At 47.2% G+C, this 18,865-nt stretch carries 19 protein-coding genes; 5 read left to right on the plus strand and 14 right to left on the minus strand.

Translation table 11 applies throughout. The features are described from left to right. Window positions 1-12 precede the first annotated feature (12 nt). The 3 genes from nirD to GQF01_RS28165 all read right to left on the minus strand — a co-directional run bounded on the left by nirD (window position 13) and on the right by GQF01_RS28165 (window position 4,359). On the minus strand, window positions 13-363 hold the full coding sequence (gene nirD / locus GQF01_RS28155; RefSeq protein WP_235960587.1) for a nitrite reductase small subunit NirD: 351 nt from the start codon (window positions 361-363) through the stop codon (window positions 13-15). 25 nt (window positions 364-388) lie between these two features. Beyond that, on the minus strand, window positions 389-2,809 hold the full coding sequence (gene nirB / locus GQF01_RS28160; RefSeq protein ID WP_161410270.1) for a nitrite reductase large subunit NirB: 2,421 nt from the start codon (window positions 2,807-2,809) through the stop codon (window positions 389-391). Window positions 2,810-3,117: 308 nt separating this feature from the next. Further along, a complete protein-coding gene (locus GQF01_RS28165) occupies window positions 3,118-4,359 on the minus strand; it encodes a nitrate/nitrite transporter (protein WP_161410271.1) in 1,242 nt (413 codons plus the stop codon). Window positions 4,360-4,830: 471 nt separating this feature from the next. Between GQF01_RS28165 and GQF01_RS28170 the strand changes: the two genes are divergently transcribed. Together GQF01_RS28170 and GQF01_RS28175 are read left to right on the plus strand one after the other, a co-directional pair. Further along, window positions 4,831-5,478, plus strand: coding sequence for an ANTAR domain-containing response regulator (locus GQF01_RS28170; RefSeq protein WP_235960590.1), 648 nt, complete (start codon window positions 4,831-4,833; stop codon window positions 5,476-5,478). Then, window positions 5,475-6,506 carry an anthranilate phosphoribosyltransferase gene (locus GQF01_RS28175; RefSeq protein ID WP_161410272.1) on the plus strand — a complete coding sequence of 344 codons (1,032 nt, stop codon included), beginning with the start codon at window positions 5,475-5,477 and terminating at the stop codon, window positions 6,504-6,506. Before GQF01_RS28170 ends, GQF01_RS28175 begins: the two co-directional genes overlap by 4 nt. Window positions 6,507-6,629: 123 nt before the next feature. On the opposite strand, the gene GQF01_RS28180 is transcribed toward GQF01_RS28175, so the two are convergent. The 3 genes from GQF01_RS28180 to GQF01_RS28190 all read right to left on the minus strand — a co-directional run bounded on the left by GQF01_RS28180 (window position 6,630) and on the right by GQF01_RS28190 (window position 9,755). Further along, window positions 6,630-7,451 (minus strand): peptidoglycan-binding protein, encoded by an 822-nt coding sequence (locus tag GQF01_RS28180; protein ID WP_235960592.1) that lies wholly within the window; start codon window positions 7,449-7,451, stop codon window positions 6,630-6,632. A 102-nt stretch (window positions 7,452-7,553) separates the two neighbouring features. Further along, on the minus strand, window positions 7,554-8,717 hold the full coding sequence (locus tag GQF01_RS28185; RefSeq protein WP_161410273.1) for an MFS transporter: 1,164 nt from the start codon (window positions 8,715-8,717) through the stop codon (window positions 7,554-7,556). 42 nt (window positions 8,718-8,759) lie between these two features. After that, window positions 8,760-9,755: an SDR family NAD(P)-dependent oxidoreductase gene (locus GQF01_RS28190; protein WP_161410274.1), complete on the minus strand. Its 996-nt coding sequence runs from the start codon at window positions 9,753-9,755 to the stop codon at window positions 8,760-8,762. Window positions 9,756-9,835: 80 nt separating this feature from the next. On the opposite strand from GQF01_RS28190, the gene GQF01_RS28195 reads away from it, so the two are divergent. Next, window positions 9,836-10,189, plus strand: a complete 354-nt coding sequence (locus GQF01_RS28195) for a winged helix-turn-helix transcriptional regulator (protein WP_161410275.1) — start codon at window positions 9,836-9,838, stop codon at window positions 10,187-10,189. A gap of 198 nt (window positions 10,190-10,387) precedes the next feature. On the opposite strand, the gene GQF01_RS28200 is transcribed toward GQF01_RS28195, so the two are convergent. The 5 genes from GQF01_RS28200 to GQF01_RS28220 form a co-directional block, all read right to left on the minus strand. After that, complete coding sequence (locus GQF01_RS28200; RefSeq protein ID WP_161410276.1) at window positions 10,388-10,759, minus strand: hypothetical protein; 372 nt, start codon at window positions 10,757-10,759, stop codon at window positions 10,388-10,390. Between the two features lie 102 nt (window positions 10,760-10,861). Continuing rightward, window positions 10,862-11,605 (minus strand): MBL fold metallo-hydrolase, encoded by a 744-nt coding sequence (locus GQF01_RS28205; RefSeq protein WP_161410277.1) that lies wholly within the window; start codon window positions 11,603-11,605, stop codon window positions 10,862-10,864. Window positions 11,606-11,641: 36 nt separating this feature from the next. Further along, entirely contained in the window at window positions 11,642-12,007 is a 366-nt protein-coding gene (locus tag GQF01_RS28210; protein ID WP_161410278.1) for a DsrE family protein, read from the minus strand. Between the two features lie 115 nt (window positions 12,008-12,122). Then, complete coding sequence (locus tag GQF01_RS28215; RefSeq protein ID WP_161410279.1) at window positions 12,123-13,019, minus strand: pyridoxamine 5'-phosphate oxidase family protein; 897 nt, start codon at window positions 13,017-13,019, stop codon at window positions 12,123-12,125. Between the two features lie 15 nt (window positions 13,020-13,034). Beyond that, a complete protein-coding gene (locus tag GQF01_RS28220) occupies window positions 13,035-13,523 on the minus strand; it encodes an HPP family protein (protein WP_161410280.1) in 489 nt (162 codons plus the stop codon). A 198-nt stretch (window positions 13,524-13,721) separates the two neighbouring features. On the opposite strand from GQF01_RS28220, the gene GQF01_RS28225 reads away from it, so the two are divergent. Together GQF01_RS28225 and GQF01_RS28230 are read left to right on the plus strand one after the other, a co-directional pair. Next, window positions 13,722-14,696, plus strand: a complete 975-nt coding sequence (locus GQF01_RS28225; protein WP_161410281.1) for a GntR family transcriptional regulator — start codon at window positions 13,722-13,724, stop codon at window positions 14,694-14,696. 363 nt (window positions 14,697-15,059) lie between these two features. Next, entirely contained in the window at window positions 15,060-16,049 is a 990-nt protein-coding gene (locus GQF01_RS28230; RefSeq protein WP_161410282.1) for a ketoacyl-ACP synthase III, read from the plus strand. 101 nt (window positions 16,050-16,150) lie between these two features. On the opposite strand, the gene GQF01_RS28235 is transcribed toward GQF01_RS28230, so the two are convergent. From GQF01_RS28235 to GQF01_RS28245, 3 genes are read right to left on the minus strand one after another with little or no spacing between them, the layout of a single operon-like run. Beyond that, window positions 16,151-16,384, minus strand: a complete 234-nt coding sequence (locus GQF01_RS28235; protein ID WP_161410283.1) for a hypothetical protein — start codon at window positions 16,382-16,384, stop codon at window positions 16,151-16,153. Window positions 16,385-16,399: 15 nt separating this feature from the next. Continuing rightward, window positions 16,400-17,836, minus strand: coding sequence for a glycosyltransferase family 2 protein (locus GQF01_RS28240; RefSeq protein WP_161410284.1), 1,437 nt, complete (start codon window positions 17,834-17,836; stop codon window positions 16,400-16,402). After that, window positions 17,833-18,864, minus strand: coding sequence for a GT-D fold domain-containing protein (locus GQF01_RS28245; RefSeq protein WP_161410285.1), 1,032 nt, complete (start codon window positions 18,862-18,864; stop codon window positions 17,833-17,835). Before GQF01_RS28245 ends, GQF01_RS28240 begins: the two co-directional genes overlap by 4 nt. Window position 18,865 lies beyond the last annotated feature (1 nt).

Here is an 18,865-nt window from a genome sequence, read left to right on the forward strand (position 1 = left end):
TTCTCCCCACCTTTAACAAGCCAATTCTTTACCTACGGGAAAACCTATGAAAACAGTTCCATCATGCACCTTCGTCGAATAGGTCTGCACGCAGCCCGTATCCGGGGCTTGCACGAGCCCCGTAGAAAGATGAATTCTGCGGTCATGCATGGGACAGAAGACGTGCTCGTCACAGACAATGCCTTCCGCAAGCACGCCTGCTTTGTGCGGACAACGGTTCTGAATCGCGGTCAGCTTGCCGCTTTTCATCTTGAAAAGTGCTACTTCTTCCCCCTGATACCGAATCGTTCTGCCTGTATTCACCGCTAAATCCTCATAAGATACGGCCTCAACCCAAATCATTTGCTCTTCTTGTGTTTTCATGGTCTTCTCCTCCTGAGTGATTTAGTTAGGTAAGCTCGACGACTTCGTATAGATCACGTTGAATTTTCTTGCTATCGATCGCTTGTTTCCACGGATCCTTCGTAACAGCAAGCGCTTGTTCAATCCGGTCGCATAGTTGTTTGCGCTCTTCCTCATTTTCAACGACATCACGGATATGTTCGATCCCCAAACGGTGTACCCATTCGCTTGTACGCTCGCCGTATTTACCGGTTTCGCGATAATATTGCAGATATGCTTCGGTGTATTCAATAATGTCCTGCTCTGTTTTCACCGTTGTTAATAGCTCGCCAACACGTACCTTCACACCGCCGTTACCTCCGGCATACAGCTCCCAACCGCCATCTACGGATACGATGCCTAGATCCTTAATACCGGATTCTGCGCAGTTCCGTGGACATCCTGATACCGCCAGCTTCACTTTGGCTGGTGCGTTTAAGCGCTCAAAACGCTTCTCCAGCTCGATGCCCACCGCCATGGAATCACCTGTACCGAACCTGCAGAACGTGTCACCGACGCATGTTTTGACCGTACGTAAAGCTTTGCCGTAGGCATAGCCGGAAGGCATATCCAGCGCTTCCCACATCGCTGTAAGGTCTTCTTTTTTCACGCCAAGCAAGTCTAGTCGTTGTCCGCCTGTGAACTTCACAGTTGGGACATTAAATTGCTCTGCTACTTCAGCAATCCGCTTCAGTTCCGTCGGATTCGTTACACCGCCATAAATTCGTGGAACAACGGAGTACGTACCATCCTTTTGAATATTCGCATGCATACGCTCGTTAACGAAGCGCGAAGTGCTATCATCCTTGTATGTTTCAGGGCTAATCATGCCCAGGTAGTAGTTAAGTGCAGGGCGACATTTGGAGCAGCCCTCTTCATTTTTCCAATCAAGCACGCTCATGACTTCACGGACATGCGACAAGCCTTTTTCGCGAATCGCTTCGACAACCTCATCCCGGGTATGTTCCGTACAAGAGCAAATGGATTCTTTAGCGGCATTTTTGTCGTAGGAGGAGCCTAGCGTAAAGGCTAGCAAATCACTCACAAGCGGTTTACACCCGCCGCAAGAACGGGAAGCTGTCGTGCAGTTTTTCACCTCTTCAACGGAGGTTAGGCCCTGATCTTTAATCGCTGAACAGATCGCCCCTTTGGTCACCCCGTTACATCCGCAAATAATCGCATCGTCTTTCATGTCAGCAACACCAGAAGCTGCTCCGCCACCGCTTGCTGAATCCGTCAAGATCGCTGTCTTCGCCATCCCGCTGACATCGGTTTCCTCACGAATCATTTGCATGAGCCGCGTGCCGTCCGCCGTATCCCCAAAGAGCACAGCACCGACAATTTTGTTATCCTTAATGACGACCTTCTTATATACACCTGTGAACTCATCATGAATGCGAATCGCTTTGGTTCCTTCTTCATCACCGAATTTCCCGCCAGAGAAAACGTCAACGCCCGATACTTTCAACTTCGTATAGAGCACAGAGCCTTCATAAGGACCTGTTTCCACGCCTGCCAAATGCTTCGCTAACACAGCACCTTGCTCGTAGAGCGGCGCAACCAGCCCGTAGGCAACGCCACGGTGCATCGCACATTCCCCTACTGCGTACACATTAGGAACATTTGTTTGCATGTAGTCATTTACAATAATACCAGGATTGCACGTTACGCCAGAATTCTTAGCGAGTTCTACATTCGGCCGAATCCCTACTGCCATGACGACCAGATCCGCTTCAGTCATCGTGCCGTCTTTGAATTTTAAACCAGTAACCCGCTTATGACCGACGATTTCTGCGGATTGCTTCGCTAGCAAGAAGTTAATCCCTTGTTCCTCCAGGGCTGCTTGCAGCATTTTGGACGCTGTGCGATCCAACTGACGATCCATGATCGAGTCGGTGATATGAACGACATCTACTTTCATTCCCAAGTTCAGGAAACCCCTGGCTGCTTCTAGTCCTAGCAAACCTCCGCCGATGACTACCGCTTTTTTATACTTTTTCGCAGATTCCATCATAATTTCACAATCACGGATGGTCCGGTAGGCCATGACTCCTTCTTTATCTGCGCCAGGCATTGGAATCATAAAAGGATTGGACCCTGTTGCCAAAATCAATTTATCGTAGGACACCGTTACGCCTTTATCGCTCGTGACTGTTTGAGCTGCCGTATCGATTCCCGTCACTGTTTGGTTTGTATAAAGGGTTATATGGTTGTTTCTATACCATTCATAAGGATGAATAACGATATCCTCAACTTTGGAATCTCCCGAAAGGACATAGGACAGCAAAATCCGATTATAGTTCGGATGAGGCTCACTCCCAAAAATAGTTACCTCATATTTATCCGGAGCCAGTTTAAGCAAATGTTCAACTGCGTTAACACCAGCCATGCCATTTCCGACTAATACCAACTTTTCTTTTTGAGTCATGGTCTCATCTTCCTCTCTAGTGTTTCTATCTCTATATCCCATTTAGTTATCCATATCCTGTTGGTGAAAAAGGTCCACTTGGGAGCAGCCGTCTATGCGAATACGCCCAAATGGCAATGATGGGATATGGAGCTTAAGTAGCTCGATTGAACTACCAAAGACGGCAAGTCGTAAACGTCTTTGCTCATATAGCCTGCAGGAATGCCTCAAGCTGCATGAGCAAACACTTTACTCTAACTAAGGTGCTGCTGATAGGTGCTGCTGATCCTGCTGTTAACTCACCACAGGATCAGCAGTTCCCCCATTATTTAAGCATGCACGCTATCAATTGCTGTTGGAGCTACTTTCACTTTGCCGCCATCACCAATCCAGCTGCGTTTCCATTGTCCTTGTACAGATGCGATCAAAATAACACAGCACACAGCGATTGCACTTAAGATTAAGAAGCCAGGCGCGAAAGAACCCGTTGCCAACTTCACATTTCCGAGAATCTTAGGTAGGAAGTATCCGCCTAAACCGCCGGCAGCGCCGACAATCCCTGTCACCACGCCGATTTCTGATTTGAAACGCTGAGGCACAAGTTGGAAGACTGAACCGTTCCCCATGCCAAAAGCCATCATAGCGACGAATAATAAGACTGTTGTTACCGAAAGTGCTGGAAGTGTTGAAATCCCCGCCATCATCAATGCGACAACCCCGTACAATCCCATCAGCATCCGAATGCCGCCAACTTTATCGGCTAACCAACCGCCTACAGGTCGGAAGAAACTACCACCAATCACGCATAGAGTTGTAAAATCAGCCGCACGGATAGGTGAAAGCCCGTATTGGGTGTTAAAGAAGATGGTTAAGTAGGTGGACATCCCGACGAAGCCGCCGAACGTGACACTATATAAAATACAGAACAACCAAGAATCCTTCTGCTTCAGAACTTTGCCGTATTCAGCAACGGTTTTGGGTGCTGGTTTATTCGGACTGTTTTTTGCCAAAATACTGAAAACAACTAATGTTATCGCAATTGGAATCATCGCAATGCCGAAAACTACATGCCAATCGCCATAATGCTGCGCAATCCGATTAGCAAAGAGCGTAGCGAAGATCGTCCCGCTGTTCCCTGCTCCGGCGATTCCCATCGCCAGACCTTGATATTGCGGTGGGTACCAAGAACTGGCTAACGGCAATGCAGCTGCGAAGCTTGCTCCAGCAATACCGAGCATCAGCGCCACGAAATACATATCGCCCATCGTGTCAGCGAACTGCCATCCCCAGAATAGTGGAATTAAGGTTAGCGACAGTCCGATTTGCCCAGTAAGCTTAGGACCTATCTTATCGGTTAGTACGCCTAGTACCAGTCGAAGCACCGCTCCGCCTAATGTAGGCAAGGCAACGAGGTTCGCTTTTTCAGCAGCGTTTAAGTGGAAATCATTCGCGAGTACGACCGCCAGAGGTCCTAAAAGCACCCATACCATAAAGCTCATGTCAAAATACAAAAATGCACTGAACAAAGACCCTTTGTGTCCCACTTGCATAAAACTTTTCCGATCAACCATGCGCTTCCCTCTCCTTTTGTGAGGCTTTTCGCCTTCTTTTTTCCCTATCCTGATTTCTGTCTGTCTGGACACCCATGGACAGAAAAGGCCGACAAACATACCCCTACATACACTGGGATGTTTGTCGGCCTCTTTGCCACTGCTGCCACATCATCGTGAACAGCATGTTAGATGATTATTCGTAAAGTAAACATAAAAAGCCTATCCGGTTACGAATTTGTAAGGGGATAGGCGCCATTGCCTGCGTTAGGGGCACATCATTGTGCCGATTTCTAACTTGATTATAGTACGGCTTTTTGTGTATGTCAATAAACATAACATAAATAATTTCAAACATGCCATGTCAGCTACTGTATCGACAAAAAACCGATTTATATGCTATAGTAATGCCGTATAATCATTCATTCCATCAAAGAAACCTCACATAAAGTTACCATGAAGTAAACAGTTTACAACGATGGAGGTATTCAAATGTTGCAATCATTTATACTGATCGACGAGTTGAAGCAAACTCGCTCAGCTACCTCCTCGCCATCCACCAATGAGATGAGCTCTTCTAATCGTACACAAGCATCCTTGCCTGACGAGGTGTTGAAGGATCTAGGCTTTCGCGTCTATACAGCATCTGCGATCAAAGAAATTTCCTTCATTATTCCTAAAGTTGATGCTGTATTGTTAAGTGTAAGCCCCGATCAAGTGGAGACATGGCGCAAACGCGTATTGGCAGAACGCAGCCTTCCCGTCTTCTGGTGGTGTGATACGCACACTTTTCCTTCTAATGAATGCAGAATGGATGCAGGTATAGATGGTTTAATCGGTTCAACGATGAGTCCGCTTGAAATTCACTGTGCTCTGCTGCTTGGCGTGAATCACTATTTTCAGCGAACCGAATGGCAGCAGGAGCGCGAGCAGCTCCTCTCCAAACTAGAGGAGCGCAAATGGGTCGATCAAGCCAAGCGGATCTTATGCGAGATTAAAGGGATCTCCGAAGCAGAGGCCTACGACTTTTTGCGCAAACAAGCCATGAATGAGCGTAAACGTATGGTAGATGTCGCTACCTCCATCGTCAAGGTGTATCAAATACTACGAGATCAAAGTCAAGGAGGCCGAAAACGATGATATCTTTACTAAAAGAAGTAGGCCGCGGAAAACGCGGAGCGAGAGATCTTACGTATGAAGAGGCTTCCCAAGCAGCAGAACTTATGCTTACCGGCGGTGCTACCCAGGCTCAAATGGGTGCGTTCCTAGTGGCTGAACGGATTAAAATGGAATCGCCGGATGAAATCAAAGCCTTCATCCACGCACTGCGTAAACGCACCTTTACTTATCCGATACCTGGCAGCATGGACTGCGCAGGACCTTATGATGGTCGCACCCGTACGTTCATTGCGACCCTGCCGACCGCATTTGTGCTTGCGGCTTGCGGTCTCCCAACTACACTGCACGGCAGTCCGAGCATGCCGCCCAAATGGGGCGTCACGCTGACGGATGTGCTAGACGCACTTGGCGTGCCGGCGCTAACCTCGTCACGCGAAGCGCTGGTGTCCGCAGCGGCACGAACAGGCTTCCTATTCGCGCCGACGGAAAGCTGGTGCGCACCGCTTGGTGAGCTGCGCGAACTCCGCAAGGAGCTTGGCTTGCGGACCGTGTTCAACACCGCGGAGAAGCTGCTTCGTTTCACGGAAGCCCCGTTCATGGCTGTCGGCGTCTTCCATGGCACAGTTTTCGAGAAAATTACGAATTTGCTCATTGAACTAGGGATCACGAGTGGAATCGTTGTGCAAGGCATGGAAGGCTCAGAAGATCTTTCCATCGAAAAACGCACGAGGACCTATGTGATTCAAAATGGCTCCAGTGAATTATTCATTGTAGATCCAGAGATCTATGAATTAATGGTGGAAGTGCCTGAAGTTGAATGGACAGCGCAGCTGCAGGGTGAAACGGCTATGGCCGTCTTGCGCGGAGAAGCTGAGCTTCCTTACTTGAACATGGTGCTGCTGAACAGTGCCGTTCGCCTCTGGGTATCCCAGAAAGCCGGCTCCATTGAAGAAGGCATCTACATGGCTCGCCATGCCATCGAGCAAGGAACTGCTCTTAAGACTTATACGGATTGGACAGAAGCGATTAAGCCGGTTTCTGCAACTTAAATTTTAATAAACGCACTAATTCTTATACACCCTCTGTAGAAACTTTCTACGGAGGGTTTTATTTTTTGCATACACAAAAAAGCCCCTGCCCTTCTTGCAGGCAGAGGCTGTTAGATCGATATTTTACTTACCGATGAACTGCTGGGTAAACATTTTGCCGCATGGTCCTCCGGCAACAATACCGATGCCAATGTGCGTGTAATCCTTGCTCAAAATATTCGCTTTGTGACCAGGCGAATTCATCAGCGCCTCATGGGCGGCTTGCACTGTTTGATTACAAGCGATATTTTCTCCTGCCGCGTTATAGGTAATACCGAATTTCTCCATCATATCAAAAGGTGAGCCATACGTCGGTGAATCGTGGGAGAAATATTTGTTATCGACCATGTCCTGGCTTTTGAGTCTTGCTGTCTTGGTCAGCTCCGCATCGGCGACAAGCGCAGCTAATCCCACAGCAGCGCGCTCCTTGTTCACCAAATCCAGCATTTGCTGTTCCTCTGCCGTCAGATCCGTGCTCGGCGGAGCTTCTCGTGCTGGAGGAGGCTCCGTCGAAGGCGGTGGAGGCTCGGAAGGCGGTGGGGTTGGTGCCTGTGGCGGCGCCTGTTTTTTGGGAATTTTCAAATTCCCATATGCCCATAGGATGGACTGCAGCGTCTGATCATCGACATTCCCGGTAACCGGAAGGCCATATCGGCTTTGAAACGCTTTAACACCGGATTGTGTTTGATTGCCGTAGTAGCCTGTAATGGGCCCGCTATAGTAACCCAGAGATTTCAGCATCCCTTGAACTGCATAAACATCCGGCCCCTTAGCCCCTTTTCCATAGGCAAAAGCGGTCGTTGAGGTAGAGCAGAACAGTGCGATACAGATTAGTATGATCCAGACATGCTTTTTCTTGCCATGAAACATGCGTTTAGGTTCACTCCCCGTCGTCGTCAGTATCATTCGCCCGACACGGGCGATAGCCCTTAGAGTGACCTATTTTTTGGATTTTATCCATTTGCATGAATAATTCGCATAAGACCAGACATCCTCAACAATTCAAATTCACTCCGAGTGCACGCGGCTTGAGGTGAAAGAAAATGAGTAAAGTACGGCTAACAAGCTGAAAATGATACTCAGAGCCCCAAACCAGCTTACATGCATGTAAGAAGTTTGGCTTACAACCCATCCACCAACACCCGCTCCCACGGCGATTCCAAGTTGAAGCACTGAATTATTCAAGCCTAATGCTAATCCAGCGGATTCTGGAGAGAGTGAAACCAGATAATATTGCTGAGCTGGTGTAGTCGTCCAGGCAGCTCCAATCCAAATAGCCAGCATGCATAAAGCTCCTACCAAACTGGTTGCCACCCATGGGAGCAATATCAATGCTACAGCATGTAATACGATACTGAAAAGCAGCGTACGATACGTCCCCCAGCGGTCTGCCCCGTACCCTCCTATTCGCGAACCTACAACGGCAAAGATGCCACATATGAATAGCGCAACACTAATCATCGTTGTGTTCAGCCCTGCAGATTGCTGTAGAAATGGAGATATATAAGTGAATACGAATTGGTAACCTATGATCCAAAAAAATGTAATCAATAATCCACTAATCATTCGTTTATTTTTGAGAGCTGCTGCTTGAGCTTTCAATGAAACCGTATCTTTCGTATCCATTCTTGGAACGAAAGCGGCGATACCGATAAATGCAAGAATAGATAAAATAGCGATCAACATAAAAACTAAGCGCCAATTCCAATATTCACCTACCAAAGTGCCAAGGGGAACTCCGAGCACTAGGGCCGTACTGAACCCCATAATAATGATGCCAATAGCATTCCCTCGCCTCTCTGGCGTCACGAGATTGGATCCTACTGTCAATGCAACAACGGTGAATACACCTGCGCTTGCTGCGAGAACAACCCGCGATACAAGTAAAATCGAGAAATTGGGTGTAAGGAAGGCAATGAGATTACCAACAATAAAAAGTAGTAAGGATAGAAGCAGAAGCTTCTTTCGTTCCATTCTAGAAGCCAGCGCTAAAAGCAGCGGTGAAGCAACTGCAAAAACAGCCGCATAAACAGTAACTAATTGACCAGCGACACCTACTGATACATTCGTATCCTTTGCGATCATACCTAAAATTCCGGCTACAACCATTTCCGATGTTGCCATGACAAAGCAGCCAAAAGCAAGTAAATAAACAATCCAAATCTTATTCAAGTTCCAGACCCCCCTGTCACTTATATCTTTAAACGCTCTTTTTTATATCGCAAACTGGAGGTCAATTAACTTCTCGCTTAATTCCCAAAGTTTTTCTGCCAAAACTGGATCAATCGTTCTTTGATATACACCTGCTTCAAAAGGATTGCTATCTTCAGCAACCACTTCTGCGATGTCGTTATTCTCGCAATAAAGGCCACCCATTCCGTCTAATTGACGGTTTACAGCGCACCAAACGATGGTTGCTGCACCTTCTTCAATCGTCTTGAACTCATCGTTAAAATAAGGTAAAGCACGCTCACCTTTCTCATTCAAAGCTCCCATGACGCGTAGTTCATCGTCTGACAAGCTGCGTGCGAGGTCCGTAATGATCGTACCAGGATGAACGGTGAATGCACGCACGCCATGTGCTTTCCCCCTCTTGTCCATCTCAACAGAGAATAGGGAGCTCGCTAGCTTAGATCTGGCATAGGCCATCCACTTTTCATAATCTGTTTTCTCAAAGTTAGGATCTTCCAAATCTATTTGATGGAGTTTACCTATTCTTGAAGTGACAGATACTATTCTTGCCTGTTCAGCTTTCTTCAGAGCGGGCCACAAGCGTGCTGTTAAACGGAAATGTCCCAGATGATTCGTAGCGAACTGTGACTCATTACCGCGCGAGTCCCTCGTGAGAGGAGTCGCCATAATAGCCGCGGCATTAATCAGAATATCCAGTGGACGATTGGAGTCAAGGAACCTTTGTGCGAAAACATCAATCGACTCTGGCACCATAAGATCCAAGCTCACCAGTTCAACGCCTGGAATACTCTCAACTGCAATTCTTGCTTTCTCAGGCGTTCGAACAGGCACGATTACCTTGGCTCCTGCTTTCACAAGAACTCTTGTAACTTCTAAACCAAGCCCAGAATAACCACCTGTGACGATCGCGACTTTCCCTGTTAAATCTTGTCCCCCTAATGCTTCTGTGGCTGTAGTTCTTGGTCCGAAGTTAGTAGGAATTGGTTTTTGCATCGTTCTTTGGTTATCATTAAACATGTGTAGTACCTCCACGTCGCAATAATTGCTGTAATTTGTAAGTAGTAGAATGAATTCACAAACAATGAGGATGGTTTTTCATGATACATTTTAATAATGTGAACTATCGCTGCACTTCTGAAATTTTTCTGCACTTGATTAGCGGAAAGTGGAAAGTGCCGATCCTTAATCTGCTATCAAATGGCACCTTAAGATTTAACGAATTACAAAGGCAGCTGCCTGAGGCCACCCAACGAATGCTTACCATGCAATTAAGAGATCTTGAACGCGATGGATTGGTTATCCGTAAAGTTTATCCAGTCGCACCGCCAAAGGTTGAATATTACCTCTCTGATTTGGGCTTGCAAACCGTGCCAATATTGCAAATGCTATATGAATTTGGGGCGACATATGTGGAAAATTTCCAGCCACAAGATCCTGACTCAATGAAATAAACTTATTTGTATTTAAAGCCTCCTTTCTTCTTTCATAGGTTAGCAATTCTTCGTAGTTCTGAACAGTACGCACATTTTTGTTTGAAAGGATAACTTTTGTACGATAGGACCAATAATGATCCTGTCTCCATGTATATAAAAACACGGACGCTGAAGTGTTCACGTCCGTGTTCCAAAGTATGATCATGCTACTCTCATCTATAGAAAAACGTCATCTCCGTAGTCCTTTGAAAGCCTTTTTCCCAGTTCCGTTGATAACCAGATGACAGATTCGATCGGACTTTGAGTAACGGATAATTGCGAGATTGCTCCCTCATCATTTTTAATCATAGAAATCAGACCTTGAAGCTTAAGTCCACCTGTCAACTCGGCGTCATACGCTATAAATTCCCGGTTGCCAATGGATTCATGAAAGCTGCGCGACAAAGATGTATAATAAGAGCCCACCGTTTCGACAATCTTAGTGGTGTCTGCTCGGCCTGTAATGCTTCCCTTCAGAAATGTTGAAGTTAGAACAACATCCTCGGCAAGAGCGTCCAAAAAAGCAGGGCGAAGATTATTGTTCATCATGTTCTCCTTCTATAAGTGTGATCATACTCTTTGCGACGTGATGAACTTTACCTTCAGCGGCCAAGTGGTCCTTAGACCTTTCAGCTGAACTCAGAATTATACTCAAATCGTAACAATCTCTTTGGTTTGTAAAATACTTAAATGAACGCGATCCTTTGCGCTTTGAGTTAAACGGTTCATCAGATCTGGCGTCTGCGTATAAACAGGCGGATGATGCGCTGCCTTATAGTGGATTGGAATGAGTGTCTTGGCCCCAAGGATTTGTGCAGCCATAACCGCTTGTTCTGGTGTCAAACAGATGGGCTGGTCACTGTGAGGCGCAACGCCAGGAAATTGCAAAACCGCGCCATTCACGGGCAAACATGCAGCATCAAACGCACCATAAGCTTGAACCAGCTTCCACCAGTACCCGTGCCATAATGTATCTCCAGCATGGATCATTTGCTTGCCATCACCGCGTACGATCCAGGAAACTTGCGGGTCACCTGAACCATCCACGGATTGAGCCGCGATTATGGTGAATGGACCGACGTTGAAGGTTTCGCCGATCGAAGCGCCAGTTACGTGGTTTAAACCACTACTAGTCGCTAAATCCACAATTTCCTTAGGGACGAATACCGAAACGTCGGCGCCATAAGCTGAAATAATGCCTTGCGGATCGAAATGGTCCGCATGTTGATGCGTGATCAAGACGGCTGTTGCTGAACCGAACGACTCCAAAGGAAAAAACGGCTCTTTAGGTTCGCCTAACCTGGATGCAGGGAAATGATAAAGCGGATCGATGGCAATTGCAAAGCCTTCTAATTCAACCCGTATACCAGCCCAAGGAAGCTTTTGAATATTCATGGCTATCCACCTCTTTCAATTTTAGAATGTCAATTTTTATAAAATAATAGGTACGAAACCATCCTTCATATATTGTGCAAAAGGTAAATGACCGCTGTTAGCGTCACTTCCAACTAACTTAACTCCGGCTTGCTGTACTTCCTCCACGACATCAAAAGCTCCAGCGCATGCTCCACAGCCACCTTTAATAATCCCAGTCTTCATCACTTGCTTGTACAAGGGATTAAGCGAGTGATCCGCTTTGACAAATTCATTTGGCCACTGCGTTCCTGCTCCATCGAAATACAGTTCAACTTCCATCCCTGCCTCATGCAATTCTTGACCGTACAAAAGTCCATGCATAGCTTTCCCCATATCCTGCTGATTCGCTTGAATGATGATCAAATATTTATTCGTATTCATGCTTAAATTCCTCCCATGTGTACAAGTTTTGGTTATTCATAGTCGTGTTTCATCCATGCGAACGTCCTCGGCGTCCCCCTCACCCCCTCTCAAAGAGCCTACCGTTTAACTTGCTTTACGGATTGTATGGTGACAATTCTGTATCTTCCCATCGCAAATCATTAGCATTCTCCAACTGTACGACTTCGCTGATCTCAAACCGCACTAATCTTTCTGCACCAGGAAATACGGAGGACTCATCCTCATCCCAAATAATTTCCGCCAAGCCAGTTAAATGAAGGGAATGTCCGTGTTCATAGTTGATAAATAGAAGCCCTGATCTAGGGTTCGAATAAATATTTCCCAATGTATTAAACATTGAATTACCGAAGTAGTCAGGAAATAGGATCGTCTTCGCATCCAGCACATGAATAAAGCCCGGATTTCCTCCTCGATGCGAGGCATCCATCTCCCCTTTATCGTTCATGCTGCCAATATAAAACGTGTCGGCATGAGCGATCCAATCCTGTTGCCGCTGGCTCAGTGCCTCATTTCGCTGCGCCGACTTCAATAATCTAGAAGCATCTTTCTCCGGACGAAACGATCTTTTCTGTATATATTTGGGACAGTTCCCGTAAATCTGCTGAGCGGTCACCATGAATTCTTTGTCCATCTTGGCCGTTCCGTTAATTCGAAGCCTGATTCTCCGGTTCGTATCGATAATGAGCAGTCCTATTTGTTTCTCTTTCTCCGGTTCCTCCGCAAGAGGGTCAGCTTCAAGCAATTCGGCCCTGATTGCTAACCTCTGTTCGTCTAATACCTCTGCAAACCCCGGCTGTCCTGTCAAAAATGTTACCCATACGTTTCCATTGCGATCCGTGGACGACAATACGGCGAACTGTTGCGTTTGGAGGAATTTAACGATCCCGTTCGAGAAGTGAGAACTGATCATCTTCGAGTTCTGGGCAGCAACCGCTCCCTCGCCAGCCAAATTCTGAACGGACAACTCTCCTTGATGAAACACATCATTCATGCTGCTTCCCTCCAATCAAAGCCAAAATGTTGGATACCTGCGTTTTTTGTCTAGATTGTTAATGATCAAAGCTACAACTACGATAAGCACCGATCCGATCAATACCGGTGTAATCAGAAAAGACCAACTGCTGCCGCTCAGGATAACGACCAAAGGATCGGCTCCTGCAGGAGGATGTGTTGTTTTGCTCAGCATCATCAAGCCGATGGCTAAGCCAACTCCAAGGGCCATAACCCAAGCGCTTCGGCCAAGAAGATGAAAACAAAGCAGTCCTACCAAGGTGGAAATCAAATGCCCCCCGATAATATTGCGCGGCTGGGACAATGGTGCATCCCAGAGACCAAAAGCCAACACGCAGGTTGCACCAAATGGAGCCATGATCCACGCATTTGCGGTCAAATTCGTTAAGAAAGCTAATAGTGCTATGGCGATGAATCCGCCAATGAAGCCGATCAGCGCATTCTTTGGAACGACTTTTAATGGACTTCTGTCTTTGCTTCTCATTTTCTGCCAAAATCCTGCCTCGTCATTCTTATTGATGTCACTCACCACCTTGCGTTAAAGAACTAGTAAACTAGTTATATAATTTATTTTTCGGTGTGTCAACTGTTTTTTATCGATCGATTCCCGTAGTATTTGTTTTATTTTGCTTGAATAAGCGTTATAATATAACTAGTCAACTATGAAAAGAGGTCGTTTACTGTGGAAGAAGATAAACACTATTTCCTTCAGGTTAATCCCCATTTGACCTTTAACGTAAATACACAAATCAAAGAACAACTTAAATGGTTAATCGGAATCGAACAAATGGAAGCTGGCGATATGCTGCCTACTGCTAGTCAATTGGCGGATGAGCTTGGCCTTAATCGAAATACAGTCAACTGGGTATACAATCAACTGCGTGACGAAGGTCTTGTTACGATACAGAAAGGACGCGGTACGCAGATCGCTGATGGATCCGAGACCAAGCATCTCCTGGAAGAACGCAAACCCATGCAGCAGCTTTTGAATAATACGATTCGCGAAGCCGCGGCCATGGGATTTGATCTGCCATCCTTTTTCATCGCTGGTCTTGCCTATTCCTTGCTGCAGCCACCCTCCCCTGCCCGCAAGCTGCGAATTTTGCTGGTAGAGTGCAGAGAACATGACTATCCTTTCTACCGCCAAGAAATCGAACGAGCAACCGAGGGGGAAGTAGAAACTTTATTTCTCGATGATAGTTCCCTAAGTGATGATGTTGTAAGAGAAGCGGCCATGCGTTCCGATGTTGTCATCACAACCTTGAATCATGCCGAAGAAACCAAAGCATTGTTTGCTCGCTTCGACAGTAAAGTCATTGTCATCGGGGCAATCCTTGAAGCCTCTAAGCTGCTTGAGATCGCCAAGCTGCAGCCAGGCACACATGTCGCCTTCGTTTGTCTGGGAAGAACAGGCGGAGAATGGATGGCTAACCGTATTCGGGAAGCAGGGGTTCATCAGCTTCATGTTGAGATCGTGGGGATGAACGAACCTGAACGATTGAATGAAGCTTTCCAGCACTCGCACAAAATTTATGCCTCCGCTGCTGTATTTGCCGAACTGAAGGAGTTGCAACCTGATAAAACGCAGCTATTCCCTATGAAGCTGGAACAAAGCAGCGAAAATTTATTGCATGAAATTGCGTTACAACATAGATGAATCCCCTGAATGGGGATTCTTTGTGTTTTTATGAATATTTGAGCATGCATCGAAGGAGTGGGAGCTACAGGACGCTATTTGTGTGATATTTGGCGATAGGAAGGTCGTTGCGGAACTACAGGGTTTTAATTGTGCTAATAACCTTACATTGAGGTTGTAGTAAGGGGAATAAAGGACCATAGTTCCCAATCAAGGTGATAATCGGTACCTTCCTGTAGATTAGCGGACCCTAGTTCCTCCAAGATCGTTAGCTGCTCTGTTATTGTGCTCATGTACCATTGACAGCAACCACATTTTCAAGTAAAGTTTACTTATAACTTAGTACCTGGTACTAATACTTGATAATAAAGGAGCGAGCTTCTCATGCCTGTCTCAAACCCATTGAACGCCCGTATTTCAGCAATAGGCAGCTACGTGCCTTCGCATATTTTAAGTAACGCCGACCTTGAAACTATGGTGGAAACAAACGATGAGTGGATCGTGCAACGTACCGGCATGCGGGAACGCAGAATCGCCGCTGCGGAGGAATTCACTAGCCATTTATGTATAGCAGCCGTCCAAAACATGCTTGACAGATACCCAGAATCGCTAAGCGATGTGGAGCTGATCATTGTCACTACGCATACGCCAGATCTGCCTTCGACGCCTGTAGCTTGTATGATTGGAGCTCATTTCGGCCTCCCAGCCGTCGGCGCCTACGACCTTAACGCCACCTGCGCTGGGTTCGCCTATGCCGTTCACACTGCAAGCGGACTAGTCGCGGCAGGCTTGCATCGCAAGGTGCTCGTGGTCGGCGGCGACTCGATGTCCAAAATCACCGACTACACGGACCGGTCGACCTGCATTCTGTTCGGCGACGGCGCTGGAGCCGTTGTTGTGGAACGCGAGGATGAGCACCCGGCATTCCTAGCTCATCATGTCGGCTCTGACGGCTCCGGCGGCAAGCACGTTTATCGCACTGGCCTAGCCGAGAAGTGGCAGGACGTACAGCTCACTGGCGACGGAAAGCTCGTCCAAAATGGCCGCGAAGTGTACAAATTTGCAGTATCAACCGTACCGGATGGTATCGAGCAATTGCTATCCAAGAGCGGTCTGCCGAGTTCCGCGATTGATTGGTTCATCCCGCACAGCGCTAACCTGCGGATCATTCAATCCATTTGTGAAAAGAGCGAAATTCCTTTCGAGAAGGCCATATACAGCCTTGAGTATTACGGCAACACCTCTGCTGCCTCTATTCCTCTAGCGCTTGATCTCGGCGTAAAAGATGGCAGAGTGCAGGCAGGCGATACCCTTCTGCTCTATGGTTTTGGCGGGGGACTTACACACGCTGGAGTTATTTTACGCTGGGGATAAGCTGGGGTTAAGCTAGGGTTAAAAGTTAACAATCTCCTTGATTAGCTAAACAAAGGAGGCGGCAGTGAGGCAAGCCGAATGTTCAAGCTGCCGCCCCTTGCTTAAGAGGCTGAATATTGATGGTCGAAGCCTTGTTCAAAGCCTTTGTGAAACCCATCCATATAACCTCTATCGTATCCGTTATCAAAGCCCTTATCGAAGCCTCCTCTATGAGTAAGGAGCGCTTTGGCAGGGCTTTTTCTCTTTCTCAGAAGCACTTTCTTACCGCGAATCGGCTTCGCTTTCCCGAGAAGCTTACCATTTGCTTTTCTGCGTACAGATGACTTCACTTTCATAGATTTCTCACTCCTTTAAACATTATTCGCCGCGATAATGGCAGGTGCTATAAGTGGCAATGCTGGAGCAAACCGATGATAGTCATCCCAGCTAATGGTCGATTGGTGACGCAAATCCAAGTTCCAATAGCGCAGCGGCCACTCATTAATGAAGCGCTGGAGCTTGCCGTTTTTGACTTGATAGACCGCATTATCCTCGGTCCGCGCAAGCGCACCTTCTTGCAAGTGCCCGTCGATGTAAGCTCCCTGTGCAAGCGCAGCAAGCTTATTTTGTACGTCAAGCTGCGATAGGGAATGCCCCTTCGGCCAGTTACGCAGATCTACCTGCGAGACACGAGTCACAGAGAAGTGATGCGTTTCCCCTTCAATCGGGTGGCGGTGACCATTCTCAATCCAATAAAGCTCCGGTGTTACGCCTCGAACGACGACATGACTCGGATAGAAATCAAGCATCGCTGCATTTTTACTTCCCAGCTTTTGCTGAACTTCATCCAACAAGCTGTGGGTGTCTCCCCATTTGCGAGCGTAAAATTCCAGATTCTTGCCATATACTTCTTCAAAACGACGTTCACCCAGTGCTTTAATAGAAACGCTCCCGACATGATGAATGAAAGTATCCTTAGCAATAACGAGTTCTAATCCCATCATCCGCGTCCGGAGGCCGAAATCATCATCTTCGCAATTCCCAATCTCAAACCCTTCATCCAGATACCCTAGCCGCTCGAACACTTCACGGCGCATAAGTACACAGAAACCAGTTAATCTCGTGGTGACATGCCATTTTGCAGCGTTCGACTGATTAAAGTTTACAGCGAAATGGTGCATTTCCTCTGTGGATGTGTAATTCGTCTGCAGCAGTTGCTCGCCGCTAATGTAATTCGTCATCGGACCCACAAGGCCGAATTTCTCATTACTGTTCAGGCAAGTTAACATATTTTTCAACCAATCCTTGGTCACTATCGTATCATTGTTCAAAAACAGCAGGTTGGAGCCGCGCGCCATCCTTAGTCCTTGATTCGTCCCTCCGGCAAAGCCGAGATTGGATGTAAAAATCCTGTAGCGGATTTTCCCCGTTAGGGATTTCAGGTACTGCGCCGTATCATCCGTCGAGGCATTGTCGATGACGATGATCTCGAAAGGCTCCGGCGTATATTCGTAGATGCTGTCGATACAATTCTGAAGATGCTGGCGCTGATCATTCGTTGTCACGATAATGATGCTCGTTCCCTGAAACTTCGAAGGAGTTATCCCTGCATCCCAGCCAAGCTGGTAGGCATGATCGTGTGCGCTGTCATAGGCCAGGTTAAAACCTTCATTGTATCCGCGATTATAGCTTCCTGATTGGGGGGCAACCTTACCTAGCTTACCTAGCCTGCCTAGTTTGCCAAACTTGCGAAACTTGCGTGATCTGCCCATGGCTTTCTGGACACGCCGTTTAGTCGTTGTTCTCATCGGTAAGGAGCCTCCCCTTTCACAATAGAATCCGCCAAATGTCCGAAATCGATCGCTACTTTCCCCATGCTTGACGCAATCCATTCCGAAATAATGACGGCCGAGATTCCCGCTGATACAAGCGCGATATCAAAATCGTAGCCGGCGATGCTCTCCTTGATGTGCGGGATATCCTTCACGCCATGGACCGGCGTAATCTCGCCGACAATATTCACGCCATGCGCGCGGAGCACTTCTGCCAAATGAGGCGCCAAATTACCGACCAGCAGGACTCTTCTGCCCTGTGTAATACGCGACAGGTAACCCTCGTGATAGATATAATAATTCACCAGTGAATCCGTCAAAGTAAGCTTATGGTAGTTAATATGTTCCGCTTTAAACACAGCGAACGCGAGTGGTTGGAAGTTGCGTACCCGCAGCTTCGGAATGCCTACAACGTTAGCTCCGCGAATCGCCTGCACGAGCTCCGCTTTAATTTCTAGGTCTGGCACTTCTACCCCAGCATAAGGGAGGAACGGGCCATCTTGCTTAATCTGTTCAATCGGTAAAATGGTTTCCTGAGCTAAGGTCAGCAGCTCACCATCTCCAAGTCGCACGAGGGAAAATGGGGTTTTGGCATCAAGTGCAGCAATAATTTGATCCCCTAGGTCCCTCGCGGTAAGCAGGTGATAGATATGCGAACGCAAATGTTCTACGCCGGCAGCAACAATTTGCTCAATCGTGATTTCCGGCAGGATCTGGTAGTCTGGCAGCAATCGATCGACAATCGCATCGCCCCCGTCATGCTTCCCATCCCGGTAGCCTTTATCGAAGCCTCTGTCATATCCGGCATTATAGCCCTGATCGTAGACAGCCACGGTTTCAATCGGCACGAGCTGGCGCAGCGGTGCTACGCGCAGTCTCCGCCGTCTCTTCTTTTTGCGGAAAGAAGAAAAAAGTCCTTTGCTCTTGCGCGAAAGCTTGCTTCGCCGGAAGGAGATTACTTTGCCTAACTTCTTAGCGCTTTGTTTCTTTTTTATGGGCAACATA

Origin of the sequence: Paenibacillus silvestris, from assembly GCF_009882985.1 — a bacterium.
Taxonomy (GTDB): Bacteria; Bacillota; Bacilli; order Paenibacillales; family NBRC-103111; genus Paenibacillus_E; species Paenibacillus_E silvestris.

Bases quoted from the DNA above. Each gene is read 5' to 3' on its own strand.
- nirD (WP_235960587.1), bottom strand. From the start codon at position 363: ATGAAAACACAAGAAGAGCAAATGATTTGGGTTGAGGCCGTATCTTAT.
- nirB (WP_161410270.1), bottom strand. From the start codon at position 2,809: ATGACTCAAAAAGAAAAGTTGGTATTAGTCGGAAATGGCATGGCTGGT.
- GQF01_RS28165 (WP_161410271.1), bottom strand. From the start codon at position 4,359: ATGGTTGATCGGAAAAGTTTTATGCAAGTGGGACACAAAGGGTCTTTG.
- GQF01_RS28170 (WP_235960590.1), top strand. From the start codon at position 4,831: ATGTTGCAATCATTTATACTGATCGACGAGTTGAAGCAAACTCGCTCA.
- GQF01_RS28175 (WP_161410272.1), top strand. From the start codon at position 5,475: ATGATATCTTTACTAAAAGAAGTAGGCCGCGGAAAACGCGGAGCGAGA.
- GQF01_RS28180 (WP_235960592.1), bottom strand. From the start codon at position 7,451: ATGATACTGACGACGACGGGGAGTGAACCTAAACGCATGTTTCATGGC.
- GQF01_RS28190 (WP_161410274.1), bottom strand. From the start codon at position 9,755: ATGTTTAATGATAACCAAAGAACGATGCAAAAACCAATTCCTACTAAC.
- GQF01_RS28195 (WP_161410275.1), top strand. From the start codon at position 9,836: ATGATACATTTTAATAATGTGAACTATCGCTGCACTTCTGAAATTTTT.
- GQF01_RS28200 (WP_161410276.1), bottom strand. From the start codon at position 10,759: ATGATGAACAATAATCTTCGCCCTGCTTTTTTGGACGCTCTTGCCGAG.
- GQF01_RS28205 (WP_161410277.1), bottom strand. From the start codon at position 11,605: ATGAATATTCAAAAGCTTCCTTGGGCTGGTATACGGGTTGAATTAGAA.
- GQF01_RS28210 (WP_161410278.1), bottom strand. From the start codon at position 12,007: ATGAATACGAATAAATATTTGATCATCATTCAAGCGAATCAGCAGGAT.
- GQF01_RS28215 (WP_161410279.1), bottom strand. From the start codon at position 13,019: ATGAATGATGTGTTTCATCAAGGAGAGTTGTCCGTTCAGAATTTGGCT.
- GQF01_RS28220 (WP_161410280.1), bottom strand. From the start codon at position 13,523: ATGAGAAGCAAAGACAGAAGTCCATTAAAAGTCGTTCCAAAGAATGCG.
- GQF01_RS28230 (WP_161410282.1), top strand. From the start codon at position 15,060: ATGCCTGTCTCAAACCCATTGAACGCCCGTATTTCAGCAATAGGCAGC.
- GQF01_RS28235 (WP_161410283.1), bottom strand. From the start codon at position 16,384: ATGAAAGTGAAGTCATCTGTACGCAGAAAAGCAAATGGTAAGCTTCTC.
- GQF01_RS28240 (WP_161410284.1), bottom strand. From the start codon at position 17,836: ATGAGAACAACGACTAAACGGCGTGTCCAGAAAGCCATGGGCAGATCA.
- GQF01_RS28245 (WP_161410285.1), bottom strand. From the start codon at position 18,864: ATGTTGCCCATAAAAAAGAAACAAAGCGCTAAGAAGTTAGGCAAAGTA.